We start from the raw sequence: 17,354 nt of genomic DNA on the forward strand, positions 1-17,354 counted from the left end.
CAATTTTTAGGTTATATATTATCAATATTGCATTCATATACATTTTTAGGGAAATACATATTTTAACTTGATGACAATAAGAGAACCGCTAACATTTTGCAAAAATCTTCGCTAAACGAAAAAATAAAATAAGCTGCCCATATGGACAGCTTATTTACATCATTATCATTGTTAGGAGTGGGCAAACGAATCACTTCAATGTCATCTTAATTTTAGTTTTTTCAACTCTTCTTCAGGGATATTTCTATGTTTGTATTGGATGGGTTTTATTTCATTTCCTTTTAGATGATATTATTGCTTATTGCACGATCCAACCTATTAAAAACGAATAATGTAATCTTTAAAACCCCTCATTAACTAGCTCTTTTATCAAGTTTAATTTTGCAGAGAGCTCAATAAACCATTCTTCATCCCCTGTTAATAATGCAAGGTCTATAAGATAAAGGATTTGCTCCTTATTTATTACCTTTGATTCAGGGAGTTTGTTAACATGTTTACTAAAGAGTAATATCGCTTCGTTCATTGTGTACTTGTCGTCACGTTTCACAATGCTAACTGTAACTACACCTTCCACTTCATCAAGTGATACAATGTAACCAACTATGAATTCACCCTCATTTGATATTCCACGAACCCAATCTCCCACTTTTAAAACATGATTATTATTTGACATCATACTTTTTCACCTGCTTATAAATATTTTTTGTAACGATAAAAAAGATATAAAAACCAATTTAAACTGTAATGTTTTTTATTACATTTATTTTTTAAGAACTCACGGCTACATAATAATTAAGCCGCTTAACGTTCTTGATTAATAAGATCAACAACTTCTTTCATTGTATAATTCTTTAAATATTCACCTAGATGTTCTTCCGCACCTAAGAAAATAGCAAAAAGAACTTTCCGCATGTTCGAACCTACAATACACTGATCATTTGATTCTGGACACTTCGGCTGCAATGCCCCTTCAGAGGTTATTTGATACATATTCCAAAGATTAATTTCACTTAAATCACGGGCAAAAATAAAACCTCCACCCGTTCCCTCTTTTGATTGTATAAACTTATGTTTTTTTAACAAACTTAGCACTTTGCGAATGCGTACTGGATGAACACCTGCACTTTCGGAAATAGCATTACTTGTTGACATCCGATCTGGCTGTAAAGCTAAATAAGTTAAACTGTGAATGGCCAAGGTAAAGTCGCTGTTCATTGTTGTCCTCCTACGATAAAAAATATGATTTCTCGTTTAGTAACATACTGTAGCCATAAATATTACAGATAGGTTAGTCAAACGTTAAAATATATAAGAAGCATGCTTAGCATGAAAAAATAAATTCCTTTATATTCTATCAGAACTCCCCTATATCTCCTAACTTCATTTAGCTTTTTAAGTTGCAAATAAATTTAAACAGTCCACTGTTTCTTAACTTGTTCTTCTGCCAATTGTTTAATTTTTGTCCAAATCGTATCTTTACTCACAATAACATTTGTGTGATAGTTTCTATCTTTATAATTAACTGTAACACATACTTCAATCACTTCTGTTTCCTCCTTTCAAAATATTACTTATTAATTAGCCATTTTTTGCAATTCTATATTCAAAAATGTTCGAACGCTACGCGGTAAAAATTTGCGAATTTCTTCCTCATTAAAACCAACCTGTAATCTTTTTTCATCCAGCATAATTGGACGACGTAACATTTGAGGATACTCAATTATTAATTTATAAAACTCATTAAGCGAAAGCGCCTCAATATTTATATTTAATTCCTGAAAAGTTTTAGATCTAGTTGAAATAATTTCAGTAGCACCATCTTCAGTTAAACGAAGAATGGATTTAAGTTCATCGACTGTAAGAGAATTGGATACGATATTTTTTTCGGTATAATCAATTTGATGTTCTTCAAGCCATGCTTTTGCTTTTCGGCATGAACTACAGCTTGCTGTCGTATATAAAATCACCATATTTTACACACTCCTTTACTTTTTAAATTATTATATAGATTATTGAAATGTATTAAAAAAAATTACAGTTCAGAATGAAATACACGTTTTATTATTCATTCGAGAATATTTAATTTATCTGTTTTTCACAAAAAATAGCAACTCACTTCTAAAACTATACTGTAATTTTAAACTTTACAGTTCAATTAATCAACTGTTAAGTCTTGGATACATTCCATTAGCGGAACAAATCATTTTCTTTTGTACGAATGTCTCATAGTGTTACGGCTAACCACCTCTTTAAAGTACATTTTATCCCGCTATTTGAGTGCACCGCCTCAAAATTTGGCAAGAGCAAAAAAGTTAGGTCGAAGTCGGGCTCCCCTTAATAACCCAATTGGTAAGGTCTAATTATATTTCACTTTATTCATTTCATTCTTACATGTGCTACTATGAAATATAATTAGCATAATAAAAGCTACTGCACTGTAGGAGGAAATACGCGAACAAAAAAGCAAAGCGCCCACGCTTTGCTTCCTACAAAATCCCTTTTAACTTTTCACAAATTAACTTCGCTAAATATTCATAACCTTGTGGTCCGAAGTGTAAACCGTCCTTTTCATCATCTTCTACAAATCTCTTATAATCCTTTTCTTGAATCATTTCAGCGTACAAATTTAGAAAATGACTTCCTGTTTCTTTCGCCACTTCCTCAACCACATTTGCATATTGACCGAGTACTTCATTCGTTCTATTATGTTGCCTTGCTTCATCAACTGGTGCAGGACTAATAAGTAATACTTTTTCTGATGAAATCGCACTTACAATTTTCTCTAAATTTTCTTTGTAAGATTGTAATGGCACTGGATCAAATAACACCGAATCATTCGTACCAAGAAAAACTGTTACAAAGTCTGGTTTATGTGATAGTACATCATCTTCAACCCTATGTAACGCATCGAACGTATTATCGCCCGCCCCCCCGCATTTACCACCTTCCAATTTGGAAACATCTCTTGCAGACGCGGTGTTAACCTTGGCGTTCCATCAAAAAACGTTTCATCAGCTGTAATACTATCACCGAAGCATACTAACGTTTTCATAGAGCTAATTCTCCTTTCACGTACGAAATAACTTTCCTTCTACCGCCTTAATATATCTTTCAGCAGAACGTTCCACTGCCTCATTTGCATTCTCTTTCACTACTCCGTGAAAAGCATTATATAAACGATTAAACTGTAATGGCTTCACTCGATTCGCCATTTCCTCCACTTTTCTCGCTGGCAATGGAATTAAGTTTGGATAGCTGTACATGAAACTCACCCACTGCTGATCCGCTACGACTTGAATAATATCACCTGTTAATAAAATACCTTTCCCATCATTTCCTTCTTCCCAATGTAATACAGAACCGCCGCTAAAATGTCCTCCGAGACGATGAATAGTAATTCCGTCCGCTAATTGTAAAGACTCACCAGACCAATAAATAATACGACTACTCGGGCGTACTACCCACTCTTTATCGTCTTCATGTATATAAATTGGTACATCAAACGTTTCTGCCCATTCTACTTGTATCGAATAATAATGAGGATGAGATAGTGCAATCGCATCTAACCCGCCCCACTCTTTTATCTTCCCAATTGTCGTTTCATCTAAATAAGTAATACAATCCCATAATAAACGATAGGAATCTGTTTTTATGACAAATGCTGTTTGACCGATCGCAAATTTAGGTTTTGTCGTAATGCTATAAAGTCTATGCTCTTCTTCTATTATTTCATTTTTATACGTATCACCCGTTCGCAAGTTTTCTAAAGTCGTCCAAGACTGCCCTTTCGGATTCACATATTGTCTCTCCTCATCACAAATAACACAACTTACTGGTTCTTCCACACTCGCTGCATACTGTACGCCGCACGTTGTACAAACGAAATTTTTCATAATAATTCCCCCTATCCATATATTTTTATTAAGCTGATTTTTGTTGATAATGATCTATTTTTTTATTTTCAATTAATAAACCTATTAGAGTTAGTAAGTAGACAGCTGTAACTGACAATGGAATTAAAGTAAATCCATTGTCAGCAAAAAGAATCCCGCAAACTGACGTTACGAATACGGTCCCTACTGACAGTAAACCATAACTTTTACTTTCATAAATCCATACGTACGGTACAAAATGAACACCTATTAACATCGCTACTACAAAAGGTAACCACTCTGGAAATTGAAAATAGGCAAGTAACACAAACGGAATATTTAATACATTTATCCCGCCAATTACTCCTGCTAAAGTCCCGAGCGGATTTCCTTTCGCAAACATATCAATTTTTAATATGGCAGCTATCATTAGGCCGCAAGGAAACACACACCCCATACCAATTAAATACACCCACACAACTTGCTTTTCTGAAAGAAGAACACCCGTTATACTCGCTACAACCCAAAATAAAATACCAGCTATTATAACTGGAAATCCTTTTTTCGTTCTTTGTGCTAAATCTCGTTTTGCTTCTGCTATGTTCATTTCACTATCTCCCCCAAACTATTTGTACTATAAAGCCGGCTCAATTTCGCCCATCCAATAACGCCAAGCTATTAAGTAATCTTCTAAATCTTTCGGGTGGTGTCTTACACATGTATCTATACGCAAATATAATCCTATTACTATTTCTTCGTATAAATCTCGTTCTGTTTTATGAAATACACATTGCTTCATCACATAATCAATCGTTTCTTTCGTTACATCTTCCGGAGTTGAACAGAACGCGTAAATTAAATCATATAAAGGATCTCCTAAAATAGGTAACGGATCAATTACCCCATGTAACCTATTCTGCCGAAATATAAAATTATGAAATCCGAAATCACCATGTAATAAAAATGGCTGATTTACTCCGGCGTCCCTATTTGCTAGTTTAAGAACAATTCTATAATCTTCCTCACTTATGTAACGTCTTACATTTTCATAAGCTTCCATCACATTTGCCGTTAAAAATTCATTCCAAGATTGAACCGGACTTTCTTTCCATCCCCAGCCTTCTGCCCCTGAACCATTTTATACTTATTGATAACTTCTTTTACAAGTGTACGAAGCGTACTTCGTTTATATCCTTGTTTACACAAAGTATTACCTTCAAGGAAAGAATACACGAAATATGTATGTAAAGGTTCCTTATACAAAAGCTTTGAAAATAAACTATTCTCCTCATAAAATGAGAGAAAATTAGCTTCTTCACGTATTACTTCCGCTTCATTCAACTTTACTACATATTTTTCGTCCAACAAATATACAGTACTTGTCGTTCCTCCGTTCAACGCTTTTACGCTATTTGGATCATGTGAAATAACTTTCTCCTTAACTAGTTGTGCAGCAATTATTGAAATGTCCATTCTCTCACCCTTTAATTCCGAAGATTCCCCCAATTCAAAAGACAACTTTACTATTATTTGACAATCGCAAGAGAATCCCTTCTAACATCTTAATATTGCAGAAATTAATTTTCATTTTATCAAAACGGCTTCCTTCAAGATTTCATCATATAATTCATTCCATTTATAATGATACGCTGCACTCTCTTCTACTCTAACAAACATCCTTTTATCGGATTCATACTCACCGTCAAACTTATGCACTTCATTAATCTCCATCCGGTAGAACGGCTGATACCCTACTTTGGGATACGGACTATTTTCATTCCAATTTGGATTATCACTATGGTCAACGATAATATATCCAAATAAAGTACATTCTCCTTTTACATAACCTTCTTCCCACGCTTCTCTTTTAAAACATTCTTCTGGTAGTTCCCCTTCTTCTATATGCCCACCAGGAAAGTCCCAACCACGCTGCTCATGGTCTATCAGTAAAACCTTATTATTATGAAAACAAAAACCGTGAACACTCGTGATTCTTTCGTATTCTGGCAATATACAATCTTTTTTCCACGTTAACCTCACTTTTGATTCCCCATAATTTGCGCATATAGTTACCATTTCCCTCACTCCAAATGCTCTTCATTTAATCTAATAATCTCTATTGCACGATCTCTTTCTTTTAACTTACGAGCCAAACTTTCTACACCAAATACTTCTGTAAATGTGTGGCTTCCTACAATCAAATTGATGCCTTTAAATTTCGCATGTTGCACTGTATATAATGTTTTTTCTCCCGTTATGTACGTATCACAACCTTTTTCTAGCGCACGCTCAATAAGGTTTGTATTGTTTCCTGCACCTGTTAATATCGCAATCCGTTTTACTGGCCTGTCATGATTTTTCCAGCTCTTCACTTTCTCTTCCATTCTCTCTTCAAGTTTTTCAACTAAATTTGAAAACGGAATCACTTCTTTATATTCTCCTATTCCCGGTAGCTCTTCTTCCTCATACGTGGAATATTCCAGTATTGTATCTATCCCAATTTCATTAAATAACGACGTACACGTGCCAAACTTTACAAAATCTAACGGCAAATGAATCCAAAAATGATTCATTTCATATTCTTTTAATTTCTCAATACAAGCCTCTTCCATACCGAATAGAAAACTCCACGGTGCATGATGTGTAACTATCATATCGACACCATTTCTATACGCTTCTTCAATTGTTTCTAGCGTCAAATTTGTCGTGTAACCTATTTTGTGAAATTCCTCTTTACTAATGTGAGTGAAGCCATACTCGTCATCACCGTATTTATTAAGATGCTCTTCAAAAAGTGATGTAATATGTTCTTTGAACTGCGTTATATTCATTTTCATTTCTCCTTTCATTTACTTTTATATTTCAAAAATAAGGAAATACTATTTAACGACGTTACATACATATAGGAGGACAATATGAAACCTGAATTTTTAAAAGCTATACATGAAGCGATTGGAAATGTTGAGCATATTCATATAGAAGAAAGTGGTGCAGATAGTTTAATTATTCATCACGATGATGCACAGCAATTAAAACAAGTTGCTGAAACGTTAGAAAACAATAATTTCCGCTCTACTATTAGAACAGCTGGGGATGCTTCGTATATTGAAGTGTTGAACAGGTAAGAAGAAGTCCAGTTTATATACTGGGCTTCATTCTTTTATATTGAAATTTCAAACTCTTTTACATACACCGCTGTTCCAGCAATATCAATTTGTAAGTTATCATTTTCTACATCTTTCGTTACATAAACCGTTACACGACCATCTTTATTTATTTCCTGTCCTTGCTCAACGATTAACTCCAATTCACGGTCAAAATCTTTCTCCAAATACGTCGCATAATACGCTCCCATTACCCCTGAAGCTGTTCCTGTCACTGGATCTTCAATCATTCCAGAATAAGGTGATGAAAAATGACGACCGTGCATTTGCACCTGTTCATCATAAGTTTCTAGACAAACTGGATGGATAGAAGCCTTAGGTATTTCTTTTAATACCGATGGAAACGCCTCATTTTTAGGTTTCATTCTTTCACATGCATCTAGATTTTTAATCGGTACAATTACAGTCCAGTTCCCCGTACTTCCATATACAATTGGTACACTTGCATCTAAATCAGTTACTTCTAACCCGATACTATGAGCTAATTCTTCTTTTGAACCTGCAAAATCTTTAAACTGAGGTGCTGCCTGCCTCATTTTAATAAAGGTTTCTCCATTTTCATTTGCACCTATTTGTATTGGTAAAATACCTGCCTTCGTCTCAATCGTAAGGTTTGTTTTTTCTTCTAATAAACCTCTTTCACGCAAGGCATATATAGTTCCAACTGTCCCATGACCACATAAATCCATTTCAAACCCTGGTGTAAAATAGCGCATTCTTATATCTGCTACTTCTGAAGAAAGAACGAAAGATGTTTCGTTAAATCCAACTTTTTCAGCAATACGCTGCATGTCCTCTTCCGTTAATCCATCCGCCTCTAATACAATACCTGCTGGATTTCCCATATTTGGTTTATTCGTAAATGCGTCGTAATGAAATACGTTTATAGTCTTCATTTTTTATCCCCTTATTTGTTCGTTTCATTATTTTTATAATAAATAAGAAAATCTACCCACTTACCATTCCCCATAGAAAATGCCTCTCTCGTACATTCAAATGAAAAACCAGCTCTTTCTGCAAGACGAATAGATGGCTCATTATCGATATGTATATGTAATTCGATTCTATGAAATTGAAGGCCATTAAAAAATAACGGCAGCGCAGCTATTACACTTTCTGCTCCGTATCCATTTTTCCAATGTTGATTATGAATAGAGTAACCCATCATCGCCCATTGATAGTCCATACGTAAAATTTTTATAAGTTCTAACTTTCCAATATTGGCGCCATCTTCTTTCTGAAAAATACCTAGAACGTACATTTCATCCCGTCTTGCCGCCTCATCAAATCCTCTTATCCATTCCGTAAACCATTCTTTCGTTGAAGACGACATGTCATGATAGCCATCATCGTATTTATATTGAGATGGTAACCTCTTATTGAATCCATCTAACCAACTTTCATAATCCTCTTTTTGAAATGGACGAATAATCAGTCTCTCTGTCTCTACTTGTAATAGTGGCAGCTTCATTTATATCTCTTCCTTTAATTGTTAATTGAATATTCTTTATTATCTTACACAAAATACAAAATCTAGTAAATCATTATGTTTTTTATAAACAAAAATCCAGTTATGCTTTTTACATAACTGGATTCTTCATTATTTAATAACCTTTTATTTCACAAGAAAAACATCCCTTAATTCCCTCTTCAACACTTTCCCTAAAGCGTTTTTCGGTAATTCGTCCATAAATACAACTTCTGGTATTTTATAGCTTGCTAGTTTTTCTTTACAATGCTGAATAATCTCTTCTTCTGTTAAAGACGTTTGAATGTCCTTTACAATGTAAGCTGTTGGAACCTCCCCCCAAAAGTCATTTGGAATCCCAACTACTGCAACTTCTAAAACGCCATTTATTTCATGAATTACATCTTCTACTTGATCTGGATATACGTTGTCACCACCGCGTACGATAACGTCTTTATATCTTCCCATAATATGTAGAAATCCATCATCATCTATCATACCGGCATCACCCATGTTAAACCAATTATCTTTTACTACCTTCTTTGTTGCCTCTTCATTATTCCAATATCCTTTAAACATGTACGGACTTTTCACGTGAATCTCTCCAACTTTATTTGTTGTTAGCTCATCACCTGTTTCTGGATGAACAATTTTCAGCTCTACATGTTTCAAAGTTTTCCCTACAGAAGACATTTTTTCTTTTCCCATATTTGGATGCCAAGAAGTTACTACCCAACCTTCTGTACTCCCATAACCTTGCACCATATAAATGCCTTTTTCCATATATTTTTGAATGAGTGTTTCTGGCACCTTTGTACCACCACTTTGCGCTACTTTAAAGGCCGAAATGTTGCGCTCTTTTTTATCTAATTCATCAAGCATGTAACTATAAACAGCTGGGAACGCAAGCATCGTAGTAATTTTCTCTTCTTCAATCTTATCCCAAATAAGAGTAGGATTCGAATCAGCTAAAAAGACCATCGTAACGCCATGATAAATACAATTTAAAATAGAAAGCACGCCACTCATATGAAACAATGGGTGCACTGATAAAAAGCGTTCACCTGCTGGAATTTCTCTTTGCCCCGCAATTTCAGTAAAATAATGGTGTAAGTTTTTATGACCAATTACACATGCTTTTGCCTGTCCAGTCGTTCCTGAAGTAAATAAGTAAATGGCATCATCATCTTCATGAACTTCCACATTCGGCTCTGTTATTGGCTGTTCCTTTAATTTTAATTCAAATGAGCCAAATCCTTCTTTTGTCGTCTCAATTACATAAGGAATTTCTTTAACTCCATTAATCTTTAATACAACTTCACTAAATTCATCATCAATAACTAATACTTTTAATCTCGCTTCTTTTACAATCAATTCTAATTCATAAGCAGTAAGCTGATGATTAAGCGGAATAAATACCGCTCCAATTTTTAAGCTTGCCATCATAACGCTTGGAAACGGATGATTATTTTTGCATAGAATTCCTATACGATCCCCTCTTTCCATACCGGTATGTAACAAATAATGTGCAAGCTGATTTACTCGTTCATTATACTGCTGAAACGAATACCTTTTCTCTCCACCGATAAGCGCTTCCAAATTTGGTGACTGCATTGCTCTTTTTTGTAATAATTGTCGCATCGTTCTCAAGTAAAACTCCCCTTTATATGTGTTAGGGTTTTTATTTTATCAGATTAATTATTAATTTACTAAAGATTAAACTTAGTGAATTTAAATGAAGTGAATCTTTAGTCGATGTGAGGTGTTCATCCCCACTGATTATTAGTCCACACCTTACGGGCGGTTAATGCGGGATAAACAAAAATAGCCATCTACTTAACAAGTAAATGGCTATTTCTCCTTATATATTAGAAAACTCCTTATTCATCACATATTTCACATACTCAGGTGCACTTTTGTCAATCTCTTCATCACTGATTTCATATTCCGCACCATATAAATAAAATGATGGTATAAATTCCATTCCTGTATATAAGCTCGTAGCGTGGAATGGTTTCGTTAATTCATCCATTGTAATTCCGCTATTTTTATAGTCTTTTTCTAACCCACCTATAGAAATAGCTACACCAAATTCTTTCCCCTTCACTTTATCCCCTTTTGATCCGTAGGCAAATCCATATGTTAATACATCATCGAACCATTTTTTTAATAATGGTGGTGAACTGTACCAATAAAGCGGAAATTGAAATATATATCTGTCATGTTCTACTAATAGCTTTTGCTCTTCTTCAATATTAAACTCCCAATTTGGTGCCGCTTTATATAATTCATGCACCGTTATTTCATCCGAATGTTTCTCAAGTTCTTCGATCCATCTTTTATTAATTTTTGATTTTTCAATATCAGGGTGTGCTACAATTACAAGTGTTCTCATCATCTTCCATCCCCTTTTTAAATTATTCAATCCTTTACGTATTAGTATGAGTGAGTCACATATAATTGAAAAGTACGTACTTTAAAGTGCTATAGGAACCTTAAAGTACCTTTGGAGGTGTTATATGAATCAAAATGATAATTGCCCAATCGCAACGACACTCGACGTGATCGGTGGAAAATGGAAAATTCATATTTTATGTGTTTTGGCGGATGGAAAAATGCGAACAAATGAAATAAAACGAGAAATTCCAAACATTACACAAAAAGTTCTCACACAGCAACTTCGGCAACTTGAGGCTGATGGGATTATCCATCGTACTGTATATCAAGAAGTACCACCAAAGGTTGAGTACACAATAAGCGAACATGGAAAATCTTTAATGCAAATTATGGATGAACTATTTGAATGGGGAAAAGACCATCAGATCAAAAGATTACATGACTAAAAAAACTACCAAATTCTTTACATACTAGTGGGAATGGCACATCACTATCAAGCTAACAAAAAGACCCTAATAAGAAAACTTTCATTTTTATAATCCATTTAAACTTTAGCTTGATAGTGATACGGCAAGACCCTAATAAAGAAATGTATTAAACAAATTAAAAACAACAACACATACGACTAATGTTAATAAGAAAATTATAGTCGCTGAATTGCTTACTTAATTTTGAAATCTAAACAGTTACCCTTTAAGCCAAGCTTAATAATATCGCTTTTGTACGATTATCTGTTACCTCATAATAAATTTCTAATCCTTTCCGAGTACCTGTAACGACTTTAGTAGCTTTTAGTTTAGATAAATGTTGACTAATTGTACTTTGAGGCATTTGTAATGTTTCATACATTGTCGTTACGTTAATAGGACCTTTTGCAAGCATTATTTTTACTAATGATAAACGGACAGGATGCGCCAACACCTTTAATACTTCAGTGATTTCTTCATACATTTCTTTCATATTTTTTCTCCCCTTTTATATAAATATTAATGATATCCATATATATAATTCGAAAGGATATACGATTTTATGTCCGTCATTTTAAAAAATATTAAGAAATTCCTTCAGATGGAAGGAATCCCTCTGTTCAATATTCTATAGATTTTTCTTTCACTCGATATTATGTGGTAGGAGCTTTCCTTACTGAGACCCTCTACCATTGTTCCCTTGCTGGTGCCCATTATTCCCTTGCGATCCTCTACCGTTGTTTTCTTGCTGATGCCCATTATTCCCTTGCGATTCTCTTCCGTTGTTCCCTTGACCATTCCCATTATTCCCTTGCGATTCTCTTCCGTTGTTTCCTTGACCATTCCCATTATTCCCTTGCGATTCTCTTCCGTTGTTTCCTTGACCATTTCCATTATTCCCTTGCGATTCTCTTCCGTTATTCTCTTGCTGATGCCCATTATTCCCTTGGGATCCTCTACCGTTGTTTTCTTGCTGGTGTCCATTATTTTCTTTTTGTGGACCTCTACCGTTGTTTTCTTGCTGATGTCCATTATTCCCTTGCGATTCTCTTCCGTTGTTCCCTTGCTGGTTTCCATTATTCCCTTGGGACCCTCTGCCTTTGTTTCCTTGCCCATTTCCATTATTTCCTTGTGACTCTCTGCCTTTGTTTCCTTGCCCATTTCCATTATTTCCTTGTGACCCTCTGCCGTTGTTTCCTTGCCCATTCCCATTATTTCCTTGTGATCCTCTTCCGTTGTTCTCTTGCTGATTCCCATTATTTTCTTTTATTTGCTTCGGTTGTTGTTCCTTAGATTGCTTTTGTTCTATATGCTCTTTCTTCTCGTTGCTTTCTTCTTTTACAGGAGATGCGTCCGATGATGCATCAGAAGATGACTTTTGTTGTTCTTGATTAGACGGAGGTGCAGGTGGAGTAAGCGATTTTTGCTTCTCATTCTCTTGTTTTATATAAACGCCCGTTCCAACCCCTGCTTTCTTGGCATCCTCCCGCATTTGCATCGTACTGCTTTGATATTCAACTGTAATATGTTTTATCTCATACTCTTTCTTTAATTCCTGCATAACCTTTTCCAACTGTGGTTCTAACGACTTGTCCTTTGTAACAGCTGTTAGCATAACTTGCTTATCATTCGTTAAGTACTTATCCCCTTGACTCTGCTTTATAATAGTACGTATTACGTCTTGCAGATGCTTATTTTCCCACCCTTTCATTTCTTTTAAAATACGCCTTCCATCATCATTACAAGCTCGCAAATCTATAACACGAAGATCCTTTGTTACGCTCACCTCTAAACTTGGATTTATATCAACTGAGACATAAGCAAATACTTTTTCTTCCGGTTGGTTGTAGAAAAACAGCAACACACATAGAAAACAAGTAACAAGTAATGATGCAGGCTTTAAGAAAGAAGGGATTGAAAAACGCGGTGCTCTTTGCTCTTGTTCGTTAAACGAGATTTCCTCTCCAATCATGTAAGAGTGTACTTTTCTTTTAAACGTAATAAACTCTCCATTTGGAGTTAAAACAACTACGTTATGTTTCTTTATATCCATCACAATTCCTTTATTCATCATGCTTCTCCCCTCTTATATAATCCAGAATATATGTATAGTTGTTTGCAAAGATAATACACATCGCAATAATGTATTTTCGATGTCGCTCCAACGTTTTACGACTTACCCTAACACGTGGTTCAATATGTTTAAGGGGTAACTTTTTCTTTCGGAACAGCTCTTCCATCATTTTCTCGTCTTTTATAATAATCTTTACAATTTCTATTAAGTGCTCACGCGTATCACGATGCTTAGGGGATTCCTTAGCAAGCTCTGAAAATGTGATTTTAAACTCAGCTAGCACACTTTGAAAATGAAGAATTTCCTCCTTACGGTTACTATTTTCCATCTCTTTCATATACTCCGTAAGCGATACTTGTATTTCTAATATTTCCTCTTGCTTATCTTCTTTTAAAAAGACAAGATTATGCTTAGACTCCTTGCGTATATAGTCAATTACATCTCTTTTTATAAGAAGATCAGCAAACGCTAGAAAAGATTTTCCTTTTTTATATGAATACTGTTCAATTGCTTCGTTAAACGCAAACAATCCAATACTATATTCATCATCCTGTTCTGTAATGTACCTGCGGCAGACAGACGAGATTGATTTTCTAATAAACGGCTGATACTGTACGATAAAAGTTTCCTTATCTCCTCCGTTGTTTTGTATGTTAAATACGATATCTTCTATTTTCGTTTTTTTTAAGATTTTCATTACTAAACTCAACACTAGTAATCTCCCTGCCTCCTTCTGCTTCAAATAGCAAAATGGCCACTAAACAAGTGACCATTTAACCACATTTTCTTAGTACTTTTCTTTGGGCTTGTCTTCTTGCTGGTGCTCATATTTTTCGAGGCCGACTTTTTATATGACTATTTTTTCCACTTGTACTAAAGTGAAGTCTGTATTTTGTATTACTTTCTTGTTTTCTTTTGCAATACCACTTGTTCTTCTTGCTCTTTTCTATTTTAGCTGCAATCTTTGAATAACTCTTCGCTATATTTTTGGTAATTTTAGCTTTTTCTTCTACTTATATATATTCGAAGGAACAAATAATTTTATGGGGGTCAAAAAAATATTTTTTATAAAATAGTTATTTTTTCAAAAATAAAAACCATCAATTGGAAGAAACTCGTTATAACTCCTCCTTATGGTAATTCCTTTGTAAACCTTTTTATTTAAATGTATAATTGTATTAAAAGTCTAAAATTTCAGAATCGGAGGGCAGCGTCATGAAAAGTTTTGGTACGTTAGTAATCTCTACCGTCATTTCAGCAGGCTTAGTGTATTATAATATCGATTCCTTTTATAATAAATTTACATCCGGGAATACATATTACTGGGTAAACGGTATCCTAGCTGCTGGATTCCTTATATCCTTAATTATCAACATAAAAGATATCATCAAGAAAAATTACACAACTTCTGAATCAAATTAAGGAGCCTATTATGGTTCCTTTTTCTATGCAAAATAAAAAAGCAGCTGTTAAGCTACTTTGAATTCTTCTTATCCCCAAATGAAATGATATATATATTCTCCCGTTACACGTTCATTAATTCCAGCGATCCTAGCGAATCTCATTAAGTCCGCCCCTTGAAGAAAATACACCGAGATCGTAACTGGTACTTGTGACCACATGAATTGATAAAGCTCATTCACTCTCTGATTCGTCGAAACGATTAAATCATTTACAGGTCCATGATTCCATGCAGAGGTTTGAACTGAAGTGAACGGAAGGTCTTTCCCATTAACCACTATTCTTACCACACTTTGAGTTATGTCCACAACAATCCCCTCCACCATTACAAAATTTAAGCCTGTTTCTATACTCATATTCTTGATTAATAATAAATGTTTAAGGCAAACCCCTATTTTCATTTCTACTCAAAAACAATTTAAATGATTCTTCTTTATTTCTCAATATAAGGAGCCTTGGATTTTCATTAAAACTCCTGTAGTATATGAACAAAGAGTAAGGTAAGAGTTACTCTTTGCCATTTTAGGAAAGGTTCTGTTGGAAACAACAGGACCTTTTTTCGTAAAGAGATGGTTTTGTTTAATTTCTCACCACTAACCACAAAAAATATCTTATAATCGTTATATACTAAATTAAAATAATGGATTAGGAGTAGATCAAATGCCAGTTACACTAGAACTTATTCTTTTCATTCTTCTAGCAATTAGCGCTATTGGCTATTTAGCAAAAGAATTTCAAAAAACTAGGAAAAGAACACTTGGAATTTCACTAGAATTCTTGGTTCTTTTCTGGTCAATATGGAGAATATCGACTATCATAATCTGATTTGTAAAACATGAATTCCTTCGAATAAAAATCAATATTATGTCCATAATGTTGATAGGCTGTATGCCAAAATCCATTTAGTTTTCTCTGTATCTCCTTGTATTGAGCAGTTAGTTTTTGCTAGCTGCTCTTTTATTTATGAAAAAAGATAAAATTTTTTATAATGATTCTTCTTTATTTCTCAATATAAGGAGCCTTGGATTTTCATTAAAACTCCTGTAGTATATGAACAAAGAGTAAGGTAAGAGTTACTCTTTGCCATTTTAGGAAAGGTTCTGTTGGAAACAGCAGAACCTTTTTTCGTGATTTAAAGGTACTAAGACAAAATGAAATATTTACCATGAAGGTAATTGTTAAATATTTTACGCTTATATAGTATAATGGGATAGTTATTGTGTATTGGCATTAAGAGGAGCGTCCTGATTAAGCGCTTCTCTTTTTTTATAAAATAGCTCCAAATTACTTGGACACATTTACCAGTTTATTCAACACAAATATCATGTTAAAATCCCTTGTGAATACGACATAACTCAACTTGGTGAAGCCCTGTAATATTTCCTGTAGGGCTTCTTTTTTTACAAGCAGTTATTTCATTAAGCTGACTACCTTGTTGTGCAAAATAACGATTTTGTTCACTTTTTTGATACATTTATAAAACATTCATATGTTATCTTCAGTAAGTTCTATTTCCTTTATAATATTGTGTGAAGTATACCAACGAACGAAGCCTAAAAAACTCTAATGAAGTGATGAAAAAAACCTAATTTCTCTACAAAACATTGAGAAATTAGGCTTTTTAATAGAAAAAGTAGCATTCATAAACAATGAATACAGTTTAACTCTTCAATTCTATTTTCACAGATTCATATATTCTTCTAAAGTCAGTTTTTCCTTATATATATTTTCAGCAATATCTCCTACATAGCGAATATGCCAAGGTTCATATGCATAACCCGTAATACTTTCCTTCCCCTTAGGATAACGAATGATAAACCCTGCACGATGCGCGTTTTCTTTCAGCCATTTTCCTTCCTTCGTATTCGCAAAGGATAGCTCTAGTTCATTGTTCGCACTTTTAGAAGAAACATCCATCGTTAACCCTGTTTGATGTTCGCTATGCCCTGGCTTTGCAGAGAAGCGATCCGTATGCTCTTGCCCTTTCTTTTTAACATTGTTGGCATACAGACCTTTTTGATACTCATAGGAACGAAATCCTGAAACAGCATTCAACTGGATCCCATCTTGCTTAGCTAAAAGGAATAGTTTTTCTAACGCTTCCGCTGCTTCTTTACGAAGATGACTCTTTTCTACCGTTCCACTAAATGAGAACGGTACATTTGGTACAACTAAATCCTCTGGCATATAGTCTTCGGGTAAACCATATTCCTTATTTACTACAGCCTGTATACTAGCAAAGGAACTTGCTATCTTATTTGAAGTCCCATTTTGCTTACTATTTTTTTCTTTATTTATGGAGTTTTCACTAGTTTCATGGTTTGTCTTATATGGTTCTTTACCAATAGATATATTGGTGTAAATGATAAAGATACCTAGCATTACTACTATACAAGTTAAGGTTCCTACTAATTTAAGTCTCATCATTCATTTCCTTCCTGCAACTCCTAC

General features: G+C 34.3%; 21 protein-coding genes and 1 pseudogene. 3 read left to right on the forward strand and 19 right to left on the reverse strand.

Features of this window, described 5'->3' with window-relative positions; genetic code table 11:
- Window positions 1–340: 340 nt before the first annotated feature.
- From MHH59_RS16930 to MHH59_RS16975, 10 genes and pseudogenes are all read right to left on the reverse strand, one after another.
- Window positions 341–676, reverse strand: a complete 336-nt coding sequence (locus MHH59_RS16930) for an IDEAL domain-containing protein (protein WP_000987460.1) — start codon at window positions 674–676, stop codon at window positions 341–343.
- 125 nt (window positions 677–801) lie between these two features.
- The gene (gene saiR / locus MHH59_RS16935; protein ID WP_001083471.1) at window positions 802–1,215 is read right to left on the reverse strand and encodes an Rrf2-family transcriptional regulator SaiR; all 414 of its coding nucleotides are present in this window, start codon (window positions 1,213–1,215) and stop codon (window positions 802–804) included.
- Between the two features lie 194 nt (window positions 1,216–1,409).
- Window positions 1,410–1,544, reverse strand: a complete 135-nt coding sequence (locus tag MHH59_RS16940; protein WP_000573513.1) for a BA3454 family stress response protein — start codon at window positions 1,542–1,544, stop codon at window positions 1,410–1,412.
- A gap of 30 nt (window positions 1,545–1,574) precedes the next feature.
- Window positions 1,575–1,970: a transcriptional regulator SpxA gene (spxA, locus tag MHH59_RS16945; protein ID WP_000236196.1), complete on the reverse strand. Its 396-nt coding sequence runs from the start codon at window positions 1,968–1,970 to the stop codon at window positions 1,575–1,577.
- Between the two features lie 516 nt (window positions 1,971–2,486).
- Complete coding sequence (locus MHH59_RS16950) at window positions 2,487–2,951, reverse strand: DUF459 domain-containing protein (protein ID WP_340851883.1); 465 nt, start codon at window positions 2,949–2,951, stop codon at window positions 2,487–2,489.
- A gap of 117 nt (window positions 2,952–3,068) precedes the next feature.
- Complete coding sequence (locus MHH59_RS16955; RefSeq protein ID WP_016127336.1) at window positions 3,069–3,893, reverse strand: hydrolase; 825 nt, start codon at window positions 3,891–3,893, stop codon at window positions 3,069–3,071.
- 28 nt (window positions 3,894–3,921) lie between these two features.
- Entirely contained in the window at window positions 3,922–4,479 is a 558-nt protein-coding gene (locus MHH59_RS16960; protein WP_002167929.1) for a DUF7010 family protein, read from the reverse strand.
- A gap of 27 nt (window positions 4,480–4,506) precedes the next feature.
- Window positions 4,507–5,345, reverse strand: a pseudogene (locus tag MHH59_RS16965) (phosphotransferase family protein).
- A 111-nt stretch (window positions 5,346–5,456) separates the two neighbouring features.
- The gene (locus MHH59_RS16970) at window positions 5,457–5,948 is read right to left on the reverse strand and encodes an NUDIX hydrolase (RefSeq protein ID WP_002014049.1); all 492 of its coding nucleotides are present in this window, start codon (window positions 5,946–5,948) and stop codon (window positions 5,457–5,459) included.
- Between the two features lie 5 nt (window positions 5,949–5,953).
- On the reverse strand, window positions 5,954–6,703 hold the full coding sequence (locus MHH59_RS16975) for a Nif3-like dinuclear metal center hexameric protein (protein ID WP_002165359.1): 750 nt from the start codon (window positions 6,701–6,703) through the stop codon (window positions 5,954–5,956).
- Window positions 6,704–6,787: 84 nt separating this feature from the next.
- Here MHH59_RS16975 and MHH59_RS16980 point away from each other — a divergent pair, with 84 nt between their 5' ends.
- A complete protein-coding gene (locus tag MHH59_RS16980; protein WP_002014052.1) occupies window positions 6,788–6,997 on the forward strand; it encodes a hypothetical protein in 210 nt (69 codons plus the stop codon).
- 35 nt (window positions 6,998–7,032) lie between these two features.
- On the opposite strand, the gene MHH59_RS16985 is transcribed toward MHH59_RS16980, so the two are convergent.
- The 4 genes from MHH59_RS16985 to MHH59_RS17000 form a co-directional block, all read right to left on the reverse strand.
- Complete coding sequence (locus tag MHH59_RS16985; protein WP_002165358.1) at window positions 7,033–7,932, reverse strand: PhzF family phenazine biosynthesis protein; 900 nt, start codon at window positions 7,930–7,932, stop codon at window positions 7,033–7,035.
- Window positions 7,933–7,943: 11 nt separating this feature from the next.
- Window positions 7,944–8,507 (reverse strand): GNAT family N-acetyltransferase, encoded by a 564-nt coding sequence (locus MHH59_RS16990; RefSeq protein ID WP_002128332.1) that lies wholly within the window; start codon window positions 8,505–8,507, stop codon window positions 7,944–7,946.
- Window positions 8,508–8,651: 144 nt separating this feature from the next.
- Window positions 8,652–10,154: a class I adenylate-forming enzyme family protein gene (locus MHH59_RS16995; RefSeq protein ID WP_340851893.1), complete on the reverse strand. Its 1,503-nt coding sequence runs from the start codon at window positions 10,152–10,154 to the stop codon at window positions 8,652–8,654.
- 211 nt (window positions 10,155–10,365) lie between these two features.
- Window positions 10,366–10,899: an NAD(P)H-dependent oxidoreductase gene (locus MHH59_RS17000; protein WP_002128335.1), complete on the reverse strand. Its 534-nt coding sequence runs from the start codon at window positions 10,897–10,899 to the stop codon at window positions 10,366–10,368.
- A gap of 124 nt (window positions 10,900–11,023) precedes the next feature.
- Here MHH59_RS17000 and MHH59_RS17005 point away from each other — a divergent pair, with 124 nt between their 5' ends.
- Window positions 11,024–11,347 (forward strand): winged helix-turn-helix transcriptional regulator, encoded by a 324-nt coding sequence (locus MHH59_RS17005; protein WP_002033301.1) that lies wholly within the window; start codon window positions 11,024–11,026, stop codon window positions 11,345–11,347.
- 247 nt (window positions 11,348–11,594) lie between these two features.
- Here the strand turns inward: MHH59_RS17005 and MHH59_RS17010 are convergent, their stop codons facing one another.
- From MHH59_RS17010 to sigI, 3 genes are all read right to left on the reverse strand, one after another.
- Complete coding sequence (locus tag MHH59_RS17010) at window positions 11,595–11,861, reverse strand: ArsR/SmtB family transcription factor (protein WP_000661861.1); 267 nt, start codon at window positions 11,859–11,861, stop codon at window positions 11,595–11,597.
- A gap of 180 nt (window positions 11,862–12,041) precedes the next feature.
- The gene (locus MHH59_RS17015) at window positions 12,042–13,439 is read right to left on the reverse strand and encodes an anti-sigma factor domain-containing protein (protein ID WP_340851897.1); all 1,398 of its coding nucleotides are present in this window, start codon (window positions 13,437–13,439) and stop codon (window positions 12,042–12,044) included.
- Entirely contained in the window at window positions 13,432–14,154 is a 723-nt protein-coding gene (sigI, locus tag MHH59_RS17020) for an RNA polymerase sigma factor SigI (protein WP_340851899.1), read from the reverse strand. Before sigI ends, MHH59_RS17015 begins: the two co-directional genes overlap by 8 nt.
- A 503-nt stretch (window positions 14,155–14,657) precedes the next feature.
- On the opposite strand from sigI, the gene MHH59_RS17025 reads away from it, so the two are divergent.
- Window positions 14,658–14,864: a hypothetical protein gene (locus tag MHH59_RS17025; RefSeq protein ID WP_000834521.1), complete on the forward strand. Its 207-nt coding sequence runs from the start codon at window positions 14,658–14,660 to the stop codon at window positions 14,862–14,864.
- 68 nt (window positions 14,865–14,932) lie between these two features.
- Here the strand turns inward: MHH59_RS17025 and MHH59_RS17030 are convergent, their stop codons facing one another.
- The gene (locus MHH59_RS17030) at window positions 14,933–15,304 is read right to left on the reverse strand and encodes a hypothetical protein (protein ID WP_002084333.1); all 372 of its coding nucleotides are present in this window, start codon (window positions 15,302–15,304) and stop codon (window positions 14,933–14,935) included.
- 1,279 nt (window positions 15,305–16,583) lie between these two features.
- Window positions 16,584–17,327 carry a M15 family metallopeptidase gene (locus MHH59_RS17035; protein WP_033709884.1) on the reverse strand — a complete coding sequence of 248 codons (744 nt, stop codon included), beginning with the start codon at window positions 17,325–17,327 and terminating at the stop codon, window positions 16,584–16,586.
- Between the last annotated feature and the right edge of the window lie 27 nt (window positions 17,328–17,354).

The sequence above is a fragment of the Bacillus sp. FSL E2-0195 genome (assembly GCF_038003645.1).
GTDB lineage: Bacteria > Bacillota > Bacilli > Bacillales > Bacillaceae_G > Bacillus_A > Bacillus_A mycoides.

Coding starts and splice junctions, on each gene's coding strand:
- MHH59_RS16930 (WP_000987460.1), bottom strand. CDS start 676: ATGATGTCAAATAATAATCATGTTTTAAAAGTGGGAGATTGGGTTCGT.
- saiR (WP_001083471.1), bottom strand. CDS start 1,215: ATGAACAGCGACTTTACCTTGGCCATTCACAGTTTAACTTATTTAGCT.
- spxA (WP_000236196.1), bottom strand. CDS start 1,970: ATGGTGATTTTATATACGACAGCAAGCTGTAGTTCATGCCGAAAAGCA.
- MHH59_RS16955 (WP_016127336.1), bottom strand. CDS start 3,893: ATGAAAAATTTCGTTTGTACAACGTGCGGCGTACAGTATGCAGCGAGT.
- MHH59_RS16960 (WP_002167929.1), bottom strand. CDS start 4,479: ATGAACATAGCAGAAGCAAAACGAGATTTAGCACAAAGAACGAAAAAA.
- MHH59_RS16970 (WP_002014049.1), bottom strand. CDS start 5,948: ATGGTAACTATATGCGCAAATTATGGGGAATCAAAAGTGAGGTTAACG.
- MHH59_RS16975 (WP_002165359.1), bottom strand. CDS start 6,703: ATGAATATAACGCAGTTCAAAGAACATATTACATCACTTTTTGAAGAG.
- MHH59_RS16980 (WP_002014052.1), top strand. CDS start 6,788: ATGAAACCTGAATTTTTAAAAGCTATACATGAAGCGATTGGAAATGTT.
- MHH59_RS16985 (WP_002165358.1), bottom strand. CDS start 7,932: ATGAAGACTATAAACGTATTTCATTACGACGCATTTACGAATAAACCA.
- MHH59_RS16990 (WP_002128332.1), bottom strand. CDS start 8,507: ATGAAGCTGCCACTATTACAAGTAGAGACAGAGAGACTGATTATTCGT.
- MHH59_RS17000 (WP_002128335.1), bottom strand. CDS start 10,899: ATGAGAACACTTGTAATTGTAGCACACCCTGATATTGAAAAATCAAAA.
- MHH59_RS17005 (WP_002033301.1), top strand. CDS start 11,024: ATGAATCAAAATGATAATTGCCCAATCGCAACGACACTCGACGTGATC.
- MHH59_RS17010 (WP_000661861.1), bottom strand. CDS start 11,861: ATGAAAGAAATGTATGAAGAAATCACTGAAGTATTAAAGGTGTTGGCG.
- MHH59_RS17015 (WP_340851897.1), bottom strand. CDS start 13,439: ATGAATAAAGGAATTGTGATGGATATAAAGAAACATAACGTAGTTGTT.
- MHH59_RS17025 (WP_000834521.1), top strand. CDS start 14,658: ATGAAAAGTTTTGGTACGTTAGTAATCTCTACCGTCATTTCAGCAGGC.
- MHH59_RS17030 (WP_002084333.1), bottom strand. CDS start 15,304: ATGAAAATAGGGGTTTGCCTTAAACATTTATTATTAATCAAGAATATG.
- MHH59_RS17035 (WP_033709884.1), bottom strand. CDS start 17,327: ATGAGACTTAAATTAGTAGGAACCTTAACTTGTATAGTAGTAATGCTA.